Source organism: Alteromonas portus, assembly GCF_005117025.1.
Lineage (GTDB): Bacteria > Pseudomonadota > Gammaproteobacteria > Enterobacterales > Alteromonadaceae > Alteromonas > Alteromonas portus.
The window spans coordinates 474,205-493,011 of record NZ_SWCO01000002.1; the positions used below are offsets into that span (position 1 = coordinate 474,205).

Below are 18,807 nucleotides of genomic sequence, written 5' to 3' on the forward strand. Positions count from 1 at the left end.
ATCAAGCCCAATGTACTGCATCCTATTATGTTACCTAAATCGAGTAAGATCGCTAACTTAATTGTAATTTTTTGTAAGTGCTTATGCCTTTTGTATTGCCAGCGCACAAAATCACAGCAGCAGATGGCGCTGCTGTGCGCATGTTATCGATTTGCCTCATCCTGGGCCAGCCACTTGCTAATTAGCTTGGCTATGCGCTGATGATCTTCTTCGCTCATCAGCATGAGTAGTTTGCCGCAGCGAGCTTTATAGTTTGTTTTCTCTTGGCCTTTTCGCATGATCCGAGAGAAAGGAGATGACTTATTTTGGTTAGGTGAAATTTTTTTCATAAAGTGCCGTTCTTATTTTCTAAGCACACCGATTGGGTAAAACAATGACACACCTCTATCAACAATTTGTTGCACGTCTGCAGCTAGCTGACGGAATCCCATTACTTTTATTACGTCTATATTTAGCACCAGTGATGATACAGGCTGGTTGGAACAAAGCATCTAGTTTCGACAGTATAGTTGATTGGTTTGGGAACGATGATTATGGGCTTGGATTACCCATGCCTTTAGTGATGGCATTCCTTGCCACCGCTGCCGAGCTGGTAGGGGGCATTTTGTTGCTGTTTGGCGCGTTAACGCGGTTGGTCAGTATACCGCTTATGATAACTATGGTCGTCGCCATGGTAAGTGTGCATGCTGAAAACGGCTGGTTAGCCATAGCTGATGCATCTTCGTGGTTAGCAGACGGTACTATTTTGTTAAATGAAAGCATTATGGCTGCGCCAGAAAAGTTGTCGGCCGCTAAGTCGTTGCTTCAAGAGCACGGTCACTATGACTGGCTAACCTCAAGCGGTAACTTTGTTGTACTCAATAACGGTATCGAGTTCGCGGCCACTTATTTTGTGATGCTGCTGGTTTTGTTCATTTATGGTGGCGGACGCTTTTTTAGCGTGGACTACTACTTAAGTAAAATGTTTAGTCCCAAAATTGATTAATTATACGAGTATTTGTCCTTAATTCATTCGCGTTAAAAGGCTGGAATGTTCTGGTCTTTTTTGTTTATCAGCCGTAGGATCTACCACATAGTACAGGTATGCTTTTTAACTCTGTCATACCATTTTAATTACGCGCTAGTATATGGCTAACAACCATATGAGTGAACATAGTAGGGACGTAAATGGACGCATTAACATTATTACTCAATAGAAGTTCTCAGCCTCGATTAGAAGCCCCCGCACCAAGTGGTGATGTGCTAGAAAATATTATGCAAGCCGCGCTTCGAGCGCCAGATCACGCTTGCCTTACACCGTGGCGTTTTATTGTATGTACCGGGAAAGGGCTAGATAAGCTTGGTGCACTTTATGAACAGTCTGCTATAGAAAATGAGAAGTCGCAGAAGGAAATCGAGCGTGCCGTTCAGCTACCTCACCGTGCTCCTATGATTATTGTTGCCATTGCCAAGCACACTGAGCACGAAAAAGTACCTCGCGTTGAACAAATTGCTTCTGCTAGTTGTGGTGTCATGGCTATGCAAATGGCAGCGGTAGCGCAAGGGTTTAACGGAATGTGGCGCACCGGCAGCTATGCACACTGTGAAACAGTAAGAAACGGTTTAGGTTTAAGTGAAGACGATGAACTCGTCGGATTTTTATACTTAGGCACGCCGGCATTTGAACCTGCGCCTAAGCCACAACGAAACAGTACTGACTATTTTGAGTTTTGGCAGTAGCTTTTCGCTATATTGAAATGCTGTTTAAACATGACGCCGTATAAAAGCTAAGAAAGCTGTCTCTCACATCGGGCTGTTGCTGGAAGCAATGTATCAACAGCCCGAATTACTATATAGAAAAACAACTATCTAAAAAGACATCTACCCTGAAAGACAACCGCCTAGAAAGACAAGTCTACATTGTAGCCAGCAAATTTTCTTATGTTGATTACTCGGTCGCCATCTAGCATCCAATACTGACCCTTTACGCCCTGCAACACGCCGCTAAATGACGGGTCCTTATCAAGGTTCAACGACTTTATCTTTACCGGGTATTCTTCAACAGGGTAGTGAATATCGTGTATTGGCGTAGACACTTCTGAAACCGCTTGAAGTCCTTTTTCTTGTTTAAGGGCGTCTAAATCACTTTCAATTTTACTCATTAGTTCTGACTTTACCTGCTCTAAGTCAACCTCATCAGGCTTGCCTTTGAGCATAGTGCGCCAATTGGTTTTATCGGCAATATGGTCTTTACACAATGTTTCCACTAAACCGCTTGTAAGTCTGTCTGGCACGCGCAACATCACCGTTGCCTGCGTTGCCCCTTGGTCCATCCATCTTGTAGACACGCCTTCGGTCACTTGTCGGGTAATGCCTACTTTCACCGTGCCGGTATTTGCTAAATATACAAAGTGCTCGCTGAAGCAATGCTCTTCTCCCCACTGCGGCTCTCTGCACGTACCTTCGTGGTAATGGCACTTCTCGGGCTTGATGATACAGCTGTCGCACTGAGCAAGAGAAATGAGGCAAGGGTAGCAGTACCCTTGGTTAAAACTTTTTTTAGTTTTACGGTTGCAGTGAACGCAGTTAATCTCGCCAGAAAAAGTAACGGATACTTCTTTACCAATAAGGTCGTTGATATCTAATAAGGCGTCACCTATAGGAAGTGTATAGTGAACCTTGTTGTTTTCATCAGCTGAGGTACGCATTTTCTTAAGCATACCTGAATAGTTTGTCGTCACGTGTATAACCTTAATTCTTTAAATCTTTTATGGGTTAGCTTAAAAGCTAAGTACGCTAGCGTAGCCCTAAGCGATAACGTTTAGAACAAGCTTAGTCGCTTAGTTCACCGCGTAAGTTTTGAGTAAGTAACTGGCACATCTCATCAAACGGCAGGCCTTTGCTAAGCAAGTAATGTAATTTCGCTAGCGCCGCTTCCGGAGTCATATCGCTTCCCGACAATACGCCAACCTCTTGCAAGCCGTGTCCTGTGGCATAACCTCCCATATTTACGCGTCCGCGCATACATTGGGTACAATTTAAAACCGGTATTTCACGGGATTTAGCATATTTTAACTGGGCAATAAGTTCGGGGTTTTGGGGCGCATTGCCCACGCCATAACTAAGTAAGATGAGGGCATTTACTGGCTGCTGCAGGGTATTTTTGATCACCTCAGGGGCTATGCCTGGGTATAAACTCACCATGCCGATAGGCTGCGCTTTCACGCTCGACACCGTTAAAGCATTGCTTGGGCTTTTGGCTAGTTCACCCGCTTTAAGGCGAATGTTTATCCCAGCTTCTAACAAAGGAGGGAAGTTTGGAGAATCGAAAGCGCTGAATCCATCTGCATCCACTTTTCGACTGCGGTTGCCTCGTAAGAGCCGATTATTAAAGAAAAGGCCTACTTCAGCTATGGGAAAATTAGCTGCAATAAACAGAGCATTTAATAGATTCACTTGTCCGTCTGAACGAAGTTCTGCCAGTGGGATTTGTGAGCCTGTTACTATTACTGGCTTCGACAAGTCCTCTAGCATGAAGCTTAGTGCAGAAGCCGTGTAGGCCATTGTGTCGGTACCGTGCAGAATAATGAAGCCGTCATACTTATCATAGTTTTCGGCAATATCGTCGGCGATACGTTGCCAGTCGGACGGATCCATATCTGATGAGTCGATAAGGTTGTCGTATTCATGCAAAGTGAAAAGAGGCATTTCAGAACGGTGAAATTCAGGCATCTTTTTCAATGTGTCAGATAAGAAGCCTGCTGCGGGTACGTAGCCTTGCTTAGAGGGCTTCATACCAATTGTTCCGCCTGTATAGGCTATATATATGTGTTTGCGCATGAAATAACCTTACCCTTAGTTTGGGATTGCTCTTTTAAAAAGGGGATAGCGTAATTTGTCGGGCATTCTAACAATACCCTTGGGTTTGTCACCCAGAAATACGAAGCTACAAAAAAAGCGGTGATTATCACCGCTTGTTTTTGTAAACATCTTTTATAAGCGAAGGGCATAGCCTTTCGCTCGTAACTATTTAACTTCTTTACCTGCAGCTTGTTGGTCAGCGTGATAGCTAGAACGAACCATTGGGCCACATGCCGCGTGGGTGAAGCCAATCTCTTTAGCATAGTCACCTAAAGCATCGAACTCTTTCGGGTGAACATAGCGTTTAACCGGATAGTGGTGACGGCTAGGCTGAAGATATTGACCTAAGGTCAGCATGTCTACGTCATGAGCACGTAAATCATCAAGTACACCTTGGATCTCTTCGTTTTCTTCACCCATACCCATCATCAGACCTGACTTTGTCATAACGTCTGGATGTTGTGCTTTAAATTTCTTCAGCAAATCTAACGACCACTGATAGTTTGCACCTGGGCGACACTCGCGGTACAAGCGTGGAATGGTTTCAAGGTTGTGGTTGAATACGTCCGGTACGCCATTTTTGAAAATCTCAAGCGCGCGATCCATACGTCCACGGAAATCGGGTACGAGTACTTCGATTGTTGTCGTTGGACTGTGTTCGCGAATGGCGTTAATACAGTCTACGAAATGCTGAGCTCCGCCATCGCGAAGGTCATCGCGGTCTACAGAAGTAATAACCACGTAACGCAGGTTCATTTCTGCGATAGTTTTAGCTAGCTTTTCAGGTTCTTCTGCACTTGGAGGAAGAGGTTTACCATGAGCTACATCACAGAAAGGGCAGCGACGGGTGCAAATATCACCCAAAATCATAAAGGTCGCAGTACCGTGATTGAAACATTCGGCAAGGTTAGGGCAGCTTGCTTCTTCACATACAGAATGAAGGTTGTTTTTGCGCAGGGTTTGCTTGATATGGTCAATCTTCTCGGTAGTACGAGGCAGCTTTATTTTAATCCATTCAGGCTTGCGCAGCATTTCTTCCTTTTCTGTAGGAATAATGGTGACAGGTATATGTTTTACTTTTTCATCATCGCGAAGTTTTACCCCCGCTTGAGGTCGTGCGTTACTCATCAAAACCTTCTTTGTAAGTTGGCTGTGCAAGGGAAAGCGCTTCTAGCAACAATTGCGATAATTCCTTACCAGCGGTTTCAAGTGTCGTTGGACCATTAAGGCGCGCGGTATCGATCATTTCCATACCGGCGTAACCACATGGGTTTATACGCTGAAACGGTGATAGGTCCATATTAACATTTAAAGCCAAGCCGTGAAACGAGCAGCCATTACGTATTCTTAAACCAAGCGAGCAGACTTTTTTCTCATCAACGTATACCCCAGGCGCATCGGGCTTTGGGTAGGCTTTTACGTCATACTTGGCAAGTAGTCCGACCACTGCTTCTTCCATCGCGGTCACTAGGTGACGTACACCTAACTTTCTTCGCTTTATGTTAAGCATAAGATAGATAACTTGCTGTCCCGGGCCGTGGTAAGTCACCTGACCACCACGGTCGACCTGCACAACCGGTATATCGCCGGGCATTAAAATATGCTCAGCCTTACCTGCTTGACCTTGTGTAAACACAGCTTCGTGTTCAACAAGCCATATTTCATCTTGTGTGTGTTGGTCACGCTCATCAGTAAAACGTTTCATTGCTTCAAAGATAGGTGCGTAAGGCTGACGACCGAGTTGACGTACTATAACGCCTTCTGCACTCGCCAATGTTGACTGCTCATTCACTTAAAGTACAACCCTAACAAGCTCTAATTTAGCTAATTCAGTGTAGATAGTTTCCATGTGCTCTTTGCTGGTAACACGCACGCTGATAGACACCGAGTGGTAAGTACCTTTACTACTTGGTTTTACATTTGGCGAATAGTCACCTGGAGCATGCTGTTGAAGACAGCTAACTACCTGTTGGGGTAGGTCTTCATGGGCAACGCCCATCACTTTAAACGTTTGGTTTGTTGGAAAATCTAGTAATTCGTCGAAACGGGTATCCATGCGATATCCTTGGTACTTAAAATATCATATAAAAAAACGGCCAGATTGTAACAAATCTGGCCGCTTCACAACTAGCTTTTTAACGTTTTCAGTAACAGAACTTACTCGTCGTCAAATCCTAGCTGAAGCATAATGTAGTCTTTAGCGCGGTTAAAAAAGCTGCCTTCTTTTACTTCTTGAAGCGTTACCAATGGGTAACTCGCCACATCTTCACCATCTAGCTGTAGGTAAAGTTTCCCAACAACTTGGCCTTTTGCAAGTGGCGCTTCTAGCTTGTCGTCAAGTTCAAAGTTAGCTTCTAAATTTGCCGCCTGACCGCGTGGAATAGTAATGGGGGTAGATTGATTAATTCCAAGGTCAACGGTTTCTCTGTCACCCATGTAGATGCGGTGCGCAACAAAACTATGGCCCGCTTGGTAAGGCGTTAATGTTTCATAAAAGCGGAAGCCATATTTCAGCAGCTTCTTGTTTTCAACCTTACGTGCACGTTCACTGTCAGTACCCATTACTACAGAGATTAAACGCATACCGCCTTGTTCAGCCGAAGTGATAAGGCTGTAGCCCGCATCTGACGTATGGCCAGTTTTAATACCATCTACGTTTAGGCTTTTGTCCCATAATAGGCTATTGCGGTTGTATTGCTTAATGCCGTTGTAGGTAAACTCTTTCTCGCTGTAAATTTTGTACATTTCTGGCGTTTCAGCGATAAGTGCGCGAGACAAAACTGCCATGTCACGTGGTGTGGTGTAGTGATCAGGGTCATGTAAACCGTGAGCGTTTACCCAGTGTGAACTTGTCATACCAAGCGAGGCTGAGTGAGCGTTCATCATGCTGGCAAAAGCAGATTCTGAGCCTGCTACGTGTTCAGCCATTGCTACACAGGCGTCGTTACCTGACTGCACAACAATACCGCGCAGCAAGTCGCGTACAGAAACTTGTGTACCTACTTCGATGAACATTTTTGAAGAATCTGGGAATTTCTTCGCCCATGCATTCTCAGAAATGGTGACTTCATCGTCAAGACTAATGTTGCCTGCTTGAAGTTCTTTACCAATAACATAAATAGTCATGATTTTGGTTAAACTTGCTGGTGCAAGCTGCATGTCTGCGTTTTTTGATGCGATAACATTACCGGTTTCATAGTCGGTAAGTAAAAAACCTTCTGCAGCTACAGTTGGGGCAGGCGGTGTGACTACTGCTGCGTTTGCTGTATGCAGTAATGTCCCCATCACCAAAAAGGCAAATGAAAGTAATGACGGTTTAGCGCGTTGAATTATTCTGAGCATGGTTCTAATTTCTTTGACCGTTTGTCCGTGTGAGTTAAAGCTTACCTTGTTGATGCGATGACCGCGAAGCGAAGATCGCAAAACAGGGCTACCCAATTTTAGCTTTTATCCAGTTCGTAACCGAACCCTAATTATTCACCCACTTATTTGTGGGGGCAAACAGAGATCTTAACGAAAGGCTGCTTATAAGACTAGGTTTTATCAAAAAAGTTTACGTGATAGTAGGGATAAGGCGAAGAAACCGTGATATTGCCTGTTGAATGACACATTGCTGCCACAATGTTGTTGCTTTTATAAGCGGGTAAACTTAACGAGAAGACTATCAATTCACGAGTGAGTTTTTCATAACGTCTGACGCCCGTTGAAAGGCACGGTTAAAAGTGATCTATGTATTAGAAATTTTGGCCCTTACATGGCCCCTACATGGTTTGTGTAATTGCGTAGGCGTTGGGGTAACCATTTTGTTTTAATTGTTCGAGCACTTCTGCCACCACGGCTTCATCGTGAATAGGGCCAAGCTGAAGTCTGTATAGGTTATCTGTTACGGGTAAGTGGGCGGGAATTTGGTACAGCGCCGATAGAACATTCGAGATAGATTTTGCTTTCTCGGCGTTTGACAGGGCAGCAACTTGAATATAGATAGCATCATTCACTTCATTGCTACCTTTAGCGGGGCTGCTTGCATTTGCATTCTCGCTACTCGTTGAGGACGTTGCCGGTGGTGTAGGTGAAGTGGCTGCCAATGAAGGCGCGGGTACCACCGCAATTCCCAAATATTCATCGTACGTTACCGTGGGGTTATTACCCACAGTGACGTTGTTTTGTTCGTCAAAGTGAATGACTTCAAGTTTGACTTTCGCTGTTCCCTTACTGTGGTAGCCCAGTTTAACGGCAGCTGCATACGATAAATCTATAATTCTATCATCGTGAAACGGGCCGCGGTCGTTAACGCGAACAATGGCTTGCTTGTTGTTTTCCAAGTTAGTAACGCGCACGTAAGAGGGCAGTGGCAATGTTTTGTGAGCGGCACTCATTGCAAACATATTGTAGGTTTCACCATTTGAGGTTAAGTGGCCATGAAACTTCTGTCCATACCAACTGGCATAGCCTATTTCTTCATAGCCCTTACCGCTATCCATTGGCGTATAGTGTTTGCCCAGCACCTTGTATGGCCTGCTGTTAAACATGCGGTAGGCTTCATATTTTGGCACTGCATCTAATGTCTCTGGTTTCTTGGCAACGTGCTTAGGCGCCGAGTCTTGCTTTTGGGTATAGCGTCCAGATTGGGTTGGTGCACTTTGGCACCCCACTAGTATTAATACTAAGAAGACAGCGGAGCCGTAGCGAAAGAATTGTCCGTTTGCCAGATTCTGGTTAATAAGACCTGCATTGACTAAACCCGCTTTAACAAAATTAAGTACCGAAAAAAGGCGCTGCAACATAAAAGTTATCTAGACATTAAACGTTTCTGAGTGGCAATGGCCATAAGAATGCCAAAACCCGCCATCAAAGTCACCATGGAAGTTCCACCAAAACTCACTAAGGGAAGCGGTACGCCAACTACAGGGAGTAATCCAGACACCATCCCCATATTTACAAACACATAAACGAAAAAGGTAAGCGTAATACTGCCGCCAAGTAGTTTTGCATAGGCGTCTTGTGCGCGACTAGAAATAATGAGTCCGCGCATAATAATAAAAATATAGATTGCCATTAGGCACATAACGCCGGTAAGGCCAAACTCTTCGCTAAAAACCGAAAAGATAAAGTCGGTGTGGCGTTCGGGTAAAAATTCAAGCTGTGACTGGGTGCCCTGTAGCCAGCCTTTGCCGTCTACGCCACCAGAACCAATGGCTATTTTAGATTGGATAATGTGGTAGCCCGAACCCAGTGGGTCGCTTTCTGGATTTAAAAAGGTAAGCACCCGCTGTTTTTGATAATCCTTCATTAAAAAGAACCACATAACAGGTGCAAACGCGCCAACTAACCCGCCCACAATAGAAATAAGTCGCCAACTCATACCGGCCAAAAATATGGCAAAGATACCTGAACTAGCAATAAGCAATGAGGTTCCTAAATCGGGTTGCTTTGCAATGAGAATAGTGGGAACCACCACTAAACCAAAACCAACAATGATATGAGTTGTGCGGGGTGGCATGGTAAATTTGCTGATATACCATGCCACCATCATGGGCACGGCAAGCTTCATAAGTTCAGAGGGTTGGAAGCGGATGAAACCCAAATCGAGCCAGCGCTGTGCGCCCTTACCCATGTCGCCAAATAGCAGTACCGCCACAAGCATTAGCAGGCCAGCAGCGTAAGCGTAAGTAGAGAAGAACCTAAACACTCCAAGAGGGACTTGGGCTAGACCGAACATGACGATAAAGCTAAATCCCAGCCTGATAAATTGGCGCTCCATTTGTTCCATATCCTGACCCGACGCAGAATAGAGGGTAAATAGTCCAACACAACTGAGTACGAGCAGGCCCACCAGTAGCCAGCCGTCAATGTGAATTCGCTGAAGAAAGCTTATCTTATTGGGGTTTATGGTGGTTCGCTTCACTGGTTTACCCCTAACTTATTGTGACTACTTGCTGTATTAACGTCGGCAGTTTCAAAAACACGATCTCTAAAGTAAAAGTCCATGATTTGACGAGCGACAGGCGCCGCGTTCTTACTACCACCACCTACGTTTTCAAGCACAACGGTTACCGATATTTCTGGGTCATTAAAAGGTGCGAATCCTACGTACATGGCGTTGTCGCGAAGGCGCTCATCAATTTTAGAGGCATCGTATTTTTCATTTTGACCTACGGTAAAGAGCTGGGCTGTACCAGTTTTACCTGCCGAGTCGTAGGGGGTGTCGGCAAAGGCATGACGTGCGCCACCTTCTTCGCCGCTCACAACATCACGCATGGCGTTTAACACTACATCTAAATTCTTGCGATTTTTTATTTCTATGGGCCGCAGCGACTTAAGCGGAATGAGGTCGACAGAACTATCGGTATTCATATATCCGCGAATGATTTGAGGAATATAGCGTTCCCCGGCATTAATAAGGGTATTCACCGACGTATTTAATTGCACAGGTGTGGTAGTCCAGTAGCTTTGACCTATACCAACAGGGATGGTGTCGCCGATATACCAAGGTTGATTAAAGCGAGCGCGTTTCCAGCCGCGGCTCGGCATATTAGCATCGGATTCTTCATACAGGTCAATGCCTGTGAAATCGCCGAAGCCAAATTCATACATAGACTCGCTGATTTTATCGATACCTAATTTGTAAGCCAGTTCGTAATAGTAGGTATCGCAAGACACCTCAATTGCTTTAGATACGTCGACTTTACCGTGGCCCCATCGACGCCAATCACGCCACACGTGAGACACATTAGGCAACTGATAGCGCCCAGTGTCATTAATTGTATAGTCTTTAGTAATCACCCCTTCTTCTAAACCAATAAAACCCAAATGGGGCTTGATCGTAGAAGCGGGGGGATATTGCCCCTGTGTTGCTCGATTAATCAACGGGCGATCGGGTGAGTTCAATAACGCAGAGTAATTTTTACTACTGATGCCGTGTACAAATAAATTGGGATCGTAGCTGGGGTTGGAGTAGAGGGCGAGTACGCCACCGGTTTTTACATCGGTTACCACAACAGCGCCGCGCATGCCTTCTATTATTCGCTGAGCCTCTAACTGAAGCTCTAAATCTAAGTTAAGTACGATGTCTTTGCCTGGTGTTGGTGGCTCAACACTAAGTACACGAATAATGCGGCCTTGGTTATTCACCTCTACCTGCTGGTAGCCCACCTTTCCATGGAGTAGCTCTTCATGGTATTTCTCAATGCCTAGCTTGCCAATATCGTGGGTGGCAGCGTAATTATCTTCTTGGCCTGCTTCGACTAGCTTTTGTAGGTCTCGCTTGTTGATACGCGCAACATAACCCAGGGCATGGGTTAAGGTTTCTTTATACGGATAATGACGTGCCAAACGCGCTTCAATTTGTACGCCTGGGAATTTGTGTTTACTGGCAGAAAATAGCGCGACTTCTTCTTCGCTTAACTGGGTGCGAAGCGCAACGGGTTTGAATCGTCGGGTACCTTTAAGCGCTGATTGGAAGCGCTCAAGTTCGTCATTGGTTATACCCATTAGTTCTGTTAAATCGGCCAGGGTTTGGTCGATGTCATCCACTTGCTCTGGAATAACTTCCAAACTGAAAACCGGGCGGTTTTCGGCTAATAGCACGCCGTTGCGGTCATAGATAAGACCACGGTTTGGCGCTATTGGCAGAACTTTGATGCGATTACCGTTAGAACGGGTTTGATAATCTTCAAACTGGGTAACCTGCAAAGAATAAAGGTTATTAAGTACAATGCCCAACATGGCAACAACAATAATAAAAGCAATGGTCGCACGGCGTGCAAACAAGTTCGCTTCTGCAGAATGATCGCGAATAGCTTGTCGTTTTCTTGGCATTGATTTCCTTTGCATTAGTCTGACGACGCCTTATTCACGGTGATATGGGTGGTTTTGGGTCACCGACCATGCGCGGTATAAGCTTTCTGTAAGAATGATCCTAACAAGAGGATGGGGAAGTGTAAGGGCCGATAAAGACCACTTTTGTTCCGACGCAGCAATACATTCTGGTGCTAGCCCTTCTGGGCCGCCAATGAGCAGACTTACGTCCCGTCCGTCCATTTTCCAATTGTCGAGCTGTTTTGCTAAAGTAGGTGTGTCCCACGGTTTGCCCGTTACTTCTAACGTAACAATGCGGTTTCCTTTTGGAATAGCGGCCAGCATTTGCTCGCCTTCCTTTTCTAAGATGCGCTTAATATCGGCGTTTTTTCCTCGTTTGCCGGCAGGTATTTCAGTGAATGACACAGGCATGTCGCTAGGAAATCGACGAATAAATTCATCCACACCGGTATTTACCCAGTTTGGCATCTTTGTTCCAACCGCGACGATTTGTATACGCACTTCTTTTACCCTTACCGCAGGAATTAATGTTTCTCTAATAAAACAAAGGCCATACGCTTTTGGGTATGGCCTTTATCGACCGTGTTACTGTATGACTATCAGTAGCGTTTGGCTACTATGACCACAGTTTTTCTAGCTGGTAGAAATCACGGGTTTCATCCTGCATTACGTGCAAAATAACATCGCCAAAATCGACAAGTACCCACTCTCCGGTCTCCTTGCCTTCCACGCTTCCCGGTGCGTGGCCCGCTTTCTTCGCTTCTACCATGACATTTTCTGCAATAGATGAAACGTGGCGTTTTGAGTTACCTGAACAAATAATCATGGTATCTGTAATACTTGATTTGCCGCGAACGTCTAGTTCGATAACATCACGGCCTTTCATGTCGTCAATTTTATCTTTAACAAACTGTTTGAGCTGTTGACTCTCCAAGAGTTTTCCTCACTTACTTAACTTTTATATAACTGATGTTCGCTGATGTACTCTCGTACGTTTTCTTCTAACCACAAACTAGCTAGGGCAACGTTTGGACTGTTTGGCGTACCCGCTTTTTCAGGCGTAGCAGCACCTGCTAGTACGTCACGAATTTCAGTAGATGAAACACTAAACAGCGGTGTGTTGGTTAACACTACATGGCCTGCAGGCTTTGCGTGAATAACATTTATATCGTTAGCCACATGACAATCTAACCAAGCTTGTATTGCGGGAGGCGGCGAGAATTTTTCGTCGTCTCTGCGCATAACCACTAAGTGACAATAATCGAGCAGGTGTTCCCACTCGTACCATTTGTCCAGATTATACAGCGAATCTGCGCCAATGAAAAAACAGATTGTGTCATCGCTTTTTTCTTTCAGTGCACGCAGTGTTTTTACTGTATAAGAGGGTGACGGAAGCGTCAGTTCAATTAACTCTGGAATAAGTCTGTCATTATTATGGGCGCAAAGTTCAATCATCTTTACCCGATGGCTTTCTGACACACCTACAGACTTATGTGGGGCTAATTTACATGGCATTAGATGTACACGGTCTATACCAATTTCATCTGCTGCTTTAAGTGCCGCACCAATATGGCCTTTGTGCGGCGGGTTAAATGTACCGCCAAGAATAGCTTTCACGGATGAATTCGATTGAGAAGCGCGAGATAGAGTCACCTAGAATGGCCCATTATGCTTGTAACAGAGGAATTTCGCGAAGGTCCATACCCATAAACATCATGCACAGGTGACACATTTCAACGTAAGGGCGAGCAATCACATTTTGTTTGAATGCATGATCTGACTGGGTCAGCGCTTTTTGGATGTCTTCTAACTGGGCGACGCTCAAACGATTCAAGGCACTTTGATAAAAACCTTGTCTATTACGCCAAATACCGAACTTTTGCCACTGAATGGGGGCACCGCTTTGCTGGGCTAGTTTTAGTTTCCATAACTGCTCCCACTCTCGAATTAGTGCCCAAATAATGATGTTAGGCTCCAGCCCCTCGCTCTCTAATCGGTATAGCATTTTTATGCAGCGGGTACTGTCGCCGCTAAGCATAACGTCAACCAATTGGAAAACGTTGAAGCGCGACTGGTCGACCATCGCTTTTTCAATTTGTTCGTCTGAAATAGACTGATGGGGATAGAGCAGGGCGAGCTTGTCAATTTCTTGCTTAGCAGCAAGCATGTTGCCTTCGCAGAAATCAGCAATCATTTTAGCACCAGACGCTGATACGGAGAGTTGGTGGGCATTCAACTGTTGGTTCAGCCATGCATTTAGCTGCTTGCCCTCTAGCGGGTAGCACAATACCGACGCGCCCAAATCATCAAGCACTTTAAACCATTTGCCGCGCTGCACGTCTTTGCCAATTTTGGGGCCGTGAACCAGCAACAAAATGTCGGGGTTTAATGATGCCGCGACTTCTTGAAGTATTTTACTGCCTTCAGTGCCCGGCTTTCCCGTAGGTAGCTCTAATTCGATAAACTGCTGGCTAGAGAAAAGCGACATGCTTTGTGTGGCTTCAATCAACTGATTCCAGTTAAAGCCTGTTTCAGCAACAAGAACGGTTCTTTCTTCAAAACCATTGGCTTTTGCTTTAGCGCGAATTTGCTCAATGACATCAAACTTCTGCTGGGGCTCATCTCCAAACACCAGATAGCACGGGCGAAGTGCCTTGGTGATATCTTGGCTAAATTGGTTTGGATAAATCTGCATGAAAAATTCTGATGTTTACTGACTAACGGAAGTCGATGCATTTGGTGCAGCGGCCGCCTGACTGGAAAGGCGTCTGATCATAATATCAGCCGCTTCATCACGCATTTCACTAAGCATCAATTCAAGTTCACGAGACTTTGCCAGCACTTGGTCAGGGTCGTCTTGATAGTCACGTACTACTTCAAATTGCACCATTACCGCTTCCTTACCAGGAAACTGCACGCGGTAACGTACAACATATATCAGTTCATATTCAGCGACTTGACCCGAAGGGTAAACAGACAGCAGCTGACGTTCTAATTTTTCTGGTAGCAAATAGATGTTTACGTTTTGGTTAGAGCGCGATGTTTTATCTACGCTAACACTGGTAAGCCCGTAAACGTTCAAGCGTTTATCAAGCGCACGCGCCAAGGGCGCGTGTGCTCGGGCACTTTCAATAGCAACGGTGTTTATGTCGTCAGGTAGGCTAGGGCTACTTCGCAAATGAAAGCCACAGCCAGTAACCAAAACGGTACCCAACACAGCGAGTGCGAATTGTAAGTGCTTTTTCATCAGTATCTGACCTAGTTAGCTACAATGTTTACAAGCTTGCCAGGCACAACAATCACTTTACGAATGGTTTTACCTTCGATGAATTGTTGAACGTTAGGCTGTTCTTTCGCAGACGCCTCAATGCTCTCTTTGCTAGCATCAGCAGCAATTGTCATCTTAGCGCGAACCTTACCGTTAACCTGAACGATGATTAACTTTTCGTCTTCAACCAATGCAGCTTTATCAGCCTGTGGCCATGGTGCTAAATCGATATCTTCACTGTGACCCAACACTTTCCACAGCTCGTGAGCGATGTGAGGCGTAATAGGGTTAAGCAGCAACAAGATAGATTCACAGGCTTCGCGCATAATAGCGATGTCCTGAGCGTTGTCTTGTGGCGCTTTTTGAAGGTGGTTTAGCAATTCCATTACCGCTGCAACCGCAGTGTTAAAGGTTTGACGACGGCCTAAGTCATCAGACACTTTTTCAATGGTCTTGTGTACTTCACGGCGAAGTGCCTGTTGGTCTTTCGACAGTGCCTTAACGTCAATTGATTCTGGCGTGCCTTTTTCAACGTGTTCTGTCACTAATTTCCAGATACGACGTAAGAAGCGGTTTGCTCCTTCAACACCAGAATCTACCCATTCAAGAGTTTGCTCTGGTGGCGCAGCGAACATGGTGAATAGACGCACTGTATCGGCACCGTATTGGTCAATAACTTCTTGTGGGTCTATACCGTTATTCTTCGACTTAGACATTTTCGTCATGCCGCCGTGAATAACTTCTTCACCGTCAGCGGTTAGCCATGCTTTAACAATACGGCCTTTGTCGTCTTTTTCAGTGCTTACTTCGGTAGGCGAGAACCAGGTTTTTTTACCCGACGCGTCTTCACGATAGTAAGAGTCGGCTAATACCATACCTTGACACAGCAAACGCTTAAACGGCTCATCAGAGTTTACCAAGCCTTCATCGCGCAGTAATTTGTGGAAGAAACGCGAGTAAAGTAAGTGCAAGATAGCGTGCTCAATACCACCAATGTACTGATCTACTGGTAACCAGTAGTTTGCTGATGTCGGGTCAAGCATGGCGTCGTTGTTAGTAGCACAGGCATAGCGCGCGTAGTACCACGATGACTCCATAAAGGTGTCGAAGGTATCCGTTTCACGTAAAGCAGCTTGGCCATTGTAAGTGGTTTTTGCCCACTCTGGGTCAGCTTTAATTGGCGAGGTCACGCCATTCATTTCTACGTCTTCAGGCAAAACAACCGGTAGTTGGTCAGCAGGAACTGGAACAGATTCACCGTTTTCCAAATTAAGCATTGGAATAGGTGCGCCCCAGTAGCGCTGACGGCTTACGCCCCAGTCACGAAGACGGTAATTTACTTTGCGCTTTCCACAGCCTTTGCTTTCCAGCTCATCGGCAATACTGTTAAATGCGGCATCGAATTCAAGACCGTCGAATTTATCTGAATTAATCAAGCTGCCTTTTTCAGTAAATGCAGAGGCGGTAAGGTCGCACTTATCTTCATCACCTGCGTTAGGCGCAATAACTTGTTGAATAGGTAGGTTGTATTTTGTCGCAAATTCCCAATCGCGCTGGTCGTGGCCAGGAACGGCCATTACCGCGCCCGAACCGTAGTCCATCAACACGAAGTTAGCGACCCAAATTGGAAGCTTTTCACCGGTTAGTGGGTGAACTACCTCAAAACCCGTGGCGAAGCCTTTCTTCTCCATGGTTGCTAATTCAGCTTCAGCAACTTTGGTGTTTTTACATTCGTCGATAAAGGCCGCTAAATCTGGATTCGATTTCGCTGCGAATTCGGCAAGAGGGTGCTGCGCAGCCACTGCAACGTAAGTAACGCCGTAGAAGGTATCTGGGCGCGTGGTATATACCGTCAAATCGGCAATGTCGTAAACCGCTGACGCTAAATCGAAGGTAATTTCAACACCTTCAGAGCGGCCAATCCAGTTTGCCTGCATTGCGCGTACTTGGTCAGGCCATTCTTCAAGCTGTTCTAAGTCTTGTAAAAGTTCTTCGGCGTAGTCAGTAATTTTAATAAACCACTGAGGGATCTCTTTTTGCTCAACTAGCGCACCAGAGCGCCATCCGCGACCGTCAATTACCTGCTCGTTAGCCAAAACAGTTTGGTCTACAGGGTCCCAGTTCACAGTAGAGTTCTTCTTATAAACAAGGCCTTTTTCGTAAAGACGCGTGAAGAACCACTGTTCCCAGCGATAGTAATCTGATTTACATGTGGTTACTTCGCGATCCCAGTCGTAACCGAAACCCAACGAGCGAAGTTGGTTTTTCATGTAATCAATATTTGAGTATGTCCATTTCGCAGGTGCAGTGTTGTTGTTAATTGCTGCATTTTCAGCCGGAAGACCAAAAGCATCCCAACCCATAGGCTGCAATACATTTTTACCCTGCATGCGCTGGAAACGGCTGATTACGTCACCAATGGTGTAGTTACGCACGTGGCCCATGTGAAGTCGGCCACTAGGATATGGGAACATAGACAGGCAGTAGAATTTTTCTTTTTCTACATCGTCATTTGCTTTAAACGATTGGTTTTCTTCCCAGTATTGCTGAACGCGTTGTTCAATGTCTTTCGGATTGTACTGATTATCGGCCATGAAACTTAGGCTTCCGCATTAAAAGTTAAAACGTTTATGGGGCGGCATAAGGCGAGTCTGCAAAAACGCCAGCTAACCGCACGTGGGATCTACCCACTTAACATACATATAGCCCAATAGAATAACCCAGCGCTAAGCCATGCCTCAATAGCTTAACACTGAACTTGACGATATTTATTGCTGCTTGCTTGAAAAGTGAGCATTAATGACGCAGTTCAAGCCAATTAAGAACGCAGTCTTACCGCTTTTCCGGTTTCAACTCTTGCTTTAATTGATTAACTTGTCGATTGGTCTACTCGTGTAAATGTACGGCAAAGTTCAACCGGCTCTTGTAACCCGTCTAATTATTGTCACTAAATGCAGTTAGTGCTTTAAGTTGTTGCGCCTGCACGTTGTCGACTACTCGAACTAAATTGGCGGCGTCTTCGTTAGAGGCTTTTTGGCCATTAAAGTGAATATTGCCTGAGGCGTGGTAGGTCAGGGAGACTTTAGTTTTCGGTATGCGACTGTCTTGCGTGTCGGCACCCGATGGTGTGCTCGAATCTATTGTGCTGAACACCCATGTCAGTGCACCCGTAATACCCATTTCCTGAAGTGGGCCTAAGCCGCCTGTCATCACCACTTTTTTGTTTGGCTCAACGTAACTCACTTGCATATGTGCTGCACTTGCTGTGCTGGTTGTTTCGCAGAAACAACCGCCTGCCTGCTCGTCAATACGCAAAGCGCCTTTCCACCACGTGTGGTCTTTCGGCCACCACATATCAACATGTTGAATAAAATGAGAGTACACCACTTCAACTGGCGCATAGCTTTCACTTTCATTGGTAATAGAAAACCCGGAGTTATCTGCGTAGTTAACGTCAGCCATACTTATTGAAGGAAATGCCGCGCTCAGAACGGTTCCAAGGAAAGAGGAGGTGAGCATGAGGGATGCGTGAGTCTTAAATTTTTTTGTCATTGTTATTACCCTGTCTTTAGTTATTGCTCGCGAAATTTGGCAGCGTTGGTAAAACGCATTTCGGTCTTTTCCGCTTTCTAAGGTAATTCAAAGCAGTGTGTGTTGCCACATACTTTATGCTTTGCCGTTGCAGGTTCCTTCAACGTCTTGTCTTTTCCGCCTTTTTACCGCCTTGTTCATGACGCTATGGTCTAACAGCACGGCAGAAACAAATGCATCGGTAGAATTGAGGTAAGTTGCCTCGTAATTAAACGCGCTAGGAATTTAATTCAACAAGACATCTTTAACCGCACTGTGTTAACCCTAGAAAGGCCAAAATACCCTTTAAG

General features: G+C 45.4%; 19 protein-coding genes. 2 read left to right on the forward strand and 17 right to left on the reverse strand.

The window, feature by feature from the left end:
* Positions 1–143 precede the first annotated feature (143 nt).
* Positions 144–329 (reverse strand): hypothetical protein, encoded by a 186-nt coding sequence (locus E5672_RS06110; protein WP_136781381.1) that lies wholly within the window; start codon positions 327–329, stop codon positions 144–146.
* Between the two features lie 44 nt (positions 330–373).
* On the opposite strand from E5672_RS06110, the gene E5672_RS06115 reads away from it, so the two are divergent.
* Together E5672_RS06115 and E5672_RS06120 are read left to right on the forward strand one after the other, a co-directional pair.
* Positions 374–985, forward strand: a complete 612-nt coding sequence (locus E5672_RS06115; protein ID WP_136781382.1) for an HvfX family Cu-binding RiPP maturation protein — start codon at positions 374–376, stop codon at positions 983–985.
* A 182-nt stretch (positions 986–1,167) separates the two neighbouring features.
* Positions 1,168–1,719, forward strand: coding sequence for an NAD(P)H nitroreductase (locus E5672_RS06120; RefSeq protein ID WP_136781383.1), 552 nt, complete (start codon positions 1,168–1,170; stop codon positions 1,717–1,719).
* A gap of 161 nt (positions 1,720–1,880) precedes the next feature.
* On the opposite strand, the gene E5672_RS06125 is transcribed toward E5672_RS06120, so the two are convergent.
* From E5672_RS06125 to E5672_RS06200, 16 genes are all read right to left on the reverse strand, one after another.
* Positions 1,881–2,720 carry a DUF2797 domain-containing protein gene (locus E5672_RS06125; RefSeq protein ID WP_136781384.1) on the reverse strand — a complete coding sequence of 280 codons (840 nt, stop codon included), beginning with the start codon at positions 2,718–2,720 and terminating at the stop codon, positions 1,881–1,883.
* Positions 2,721–2,811: 91 nt separating this feature from the next.
* Complete coding sequence (gene ansA / locus E5672_RS06130; RefSeq protein WP_136781385.1) at positions 2,812–3,819, reverse strand: asparaginase; 1,008 nt, start codon at positions 3,817–3,819, stop codon at positions 2,812–2,814.
* 186 nt (positions 3,820–4,005) lie between these two features.
* Positions 4,006–4,968, reverse strand: a complete 963-nt coding sequence (gene lipA / locus E5672_RS06135) for a lipoyl synthase (RefSeq protein WP_136781386.1) — start codon at positions 4,966–4,968, stop codon at positions 4,006–4,008.
* Positions 4,961–5,632 carry a lipoyl(octanoyl) transferase LipB gene (gene lipB / locus E5672_RS06140; RefSeq protein ID WP_136781387.1) on the reverse strand — a complete coding sequence of 224 codons (672 nt, stop codon included), beginning with the start codon at positions 5,630–5,632 and terminating at the stop codon, positions 4,961–4,963. Before lipB ends, lipA begins: the two co-directional genes overlap by 8 nt.
* Entirely contained in the window at positions 5,633–5,896 is a 264-nt protein-coding gene (gene ybeD, locus E5672_RS06145; protein WP_014949347.1) for a DUF493 family protein YbeD, read from the reverse strand.
* 101 nt (positions 5,897–5,997) lie between these two features.
* Positions 5,998–7,182 carry a D-alanyl-D-alanine carboxypeptidase family protein gene (locus tag E5672_RS06150; protein ID WP_205676472.1) on the reverse strand — a complete coding sequence of 395 codons (1,185 nt, stop codon included), beginning with the start codon at positions 7,180–7,182 and terminating at the stop codon, positions 5,998–6,000.
* Between the two features lie 419 nt (positions 7,183–7,601).
* Positions 7,602–8,624 carry a septal ring lytic transglycosylase RlpA family protein gene (locus tag E5672_RS06155; RefSeq protein WP_136781388.1) on the reverse strand — a complete coding sequence of 341 codons (1,023 nt, stop codon included), beginning with the start codon at positions 8,622–8,624 and terminating at the stop codon, positions 7,602–7,604.
* A gap of 5 nt (positions 8,625–8,629) precedes the next feature.
* Positions 8,630–9,745: a rod shape-determining protein RodA gene (rodA, locus tag E5672_RS06160; RefSeq protein ID WP_136781389.1), complete on the reverse strand. Its 1,116-nt coding sequence runs from the start codon at positions 9,743–9,745 to the stop codon at positions 8,630–8,632.
* A complete protein-coding gene (gene mrdA / locus E5672_RS06165) occupies positions 9,742–11,658 on the reverse strand; it encodes a penicillin-binding protein 2 (protein ID WP_136781390.1) in 1,917 nt (638 codons plus the stop codon). Before mrdA ends, rodA begins: the two co-directional genes overlap by 4 nt.
* Positions 11,659–11,688: 30 nt before the next feature.
* On the reverse strand, positions 11,689–12,159 hold the full coding sequence (gene rlmH / locus E5672_RS06170) for a 23S rRNA (pseudouridine(1915)-N(3))-methyltransferase RlmH (protein ID WP_039220720.1): 471 nt from the start codon (positions 12,157–12,159) through the stop codon (positions 11,689–11,691).
* A 115-nt stretch (positions 12,160–12,274) separates the two neighbouring features.
* Positions 12,275–12,592 carry a ribosome silencing factor gene (gene rsfS / locus E5672_RS06175; protein ID WP_014949353.1) on the reverse strand — a complete coding sequence of 106 codons (318 nt, stop codon included), beginning with the start codon at positions 12,590–12,592 and terminating at the stop codon, positions 12,275–12,277.
* Between the two features lie 17 nt (positions 12,593–12,609).
* Positions 12,610–13,311 (reverse strand): nicotinate (nicotinamide) nucleotide adenylyltransferase, encoded by a 702-nt coding sequence (gene nadD, locus E5672_RS06180; protein ID WP_205676473.1) that lies wholly within the window; start codon positions 13,309–13,311, stop codon positions 12,610–12,612.
* Between the two features lie 13 nt (positions 13,312–13,324).
* Positions 13,325–14,353 carry a DNA polymerase III subunit delta gene (holA, locus tag E5672_RS06185; protein ID WP_136781391.1) on the reverse strand — a complete coding sequence of 343 codons (1,029 nt, stop codon included), beginning with the start codon at positions 14,351–14,353 and terminating at the stop codon, positions 13,325–13,327.
* 15 nt (positions 14,354–14,368) lie between these two features.
* Positions 14,369–14,905, reverse strand: coding sequence for an LPS-assembly lipoprotein LptE (locus E5672_RS06190; RefSeq protein ID WP_136781392.1), 537 nt, complete (start codon positions 14,903–14,905; stop codon positions 14,369–14,371).
* An 11-nt stretch (positions 14,906–14,916) separates the two neighbouring features.
* Positions 14,917–17,520, reverse strand: coding sequence for a leucine--tRNA ligase (gene leuS, locus E5672_RS06195; protein ID WP_136781393.1), 2,604 nt, complete (start codon positions 17,518–17,520; stop codon positions 14,917–14,919).
* Positions 17,521–17,860: 340 nt separating this feature from the next.
* Positions 17,861–18,478 carry a hypothetical protein gene (locus tag E5672_RS06200; protein ID WP_136781394.1) on the reverse strand — a complete coding sequence of 206 codons (618 nt, stop codon included), beginning with the start codon at positions 18,476–18,478 and terminating at the stop codon, positions 17,861–17,863.
* Positions 18,479–18,807 lie beyond the last annotated feature (329 nt).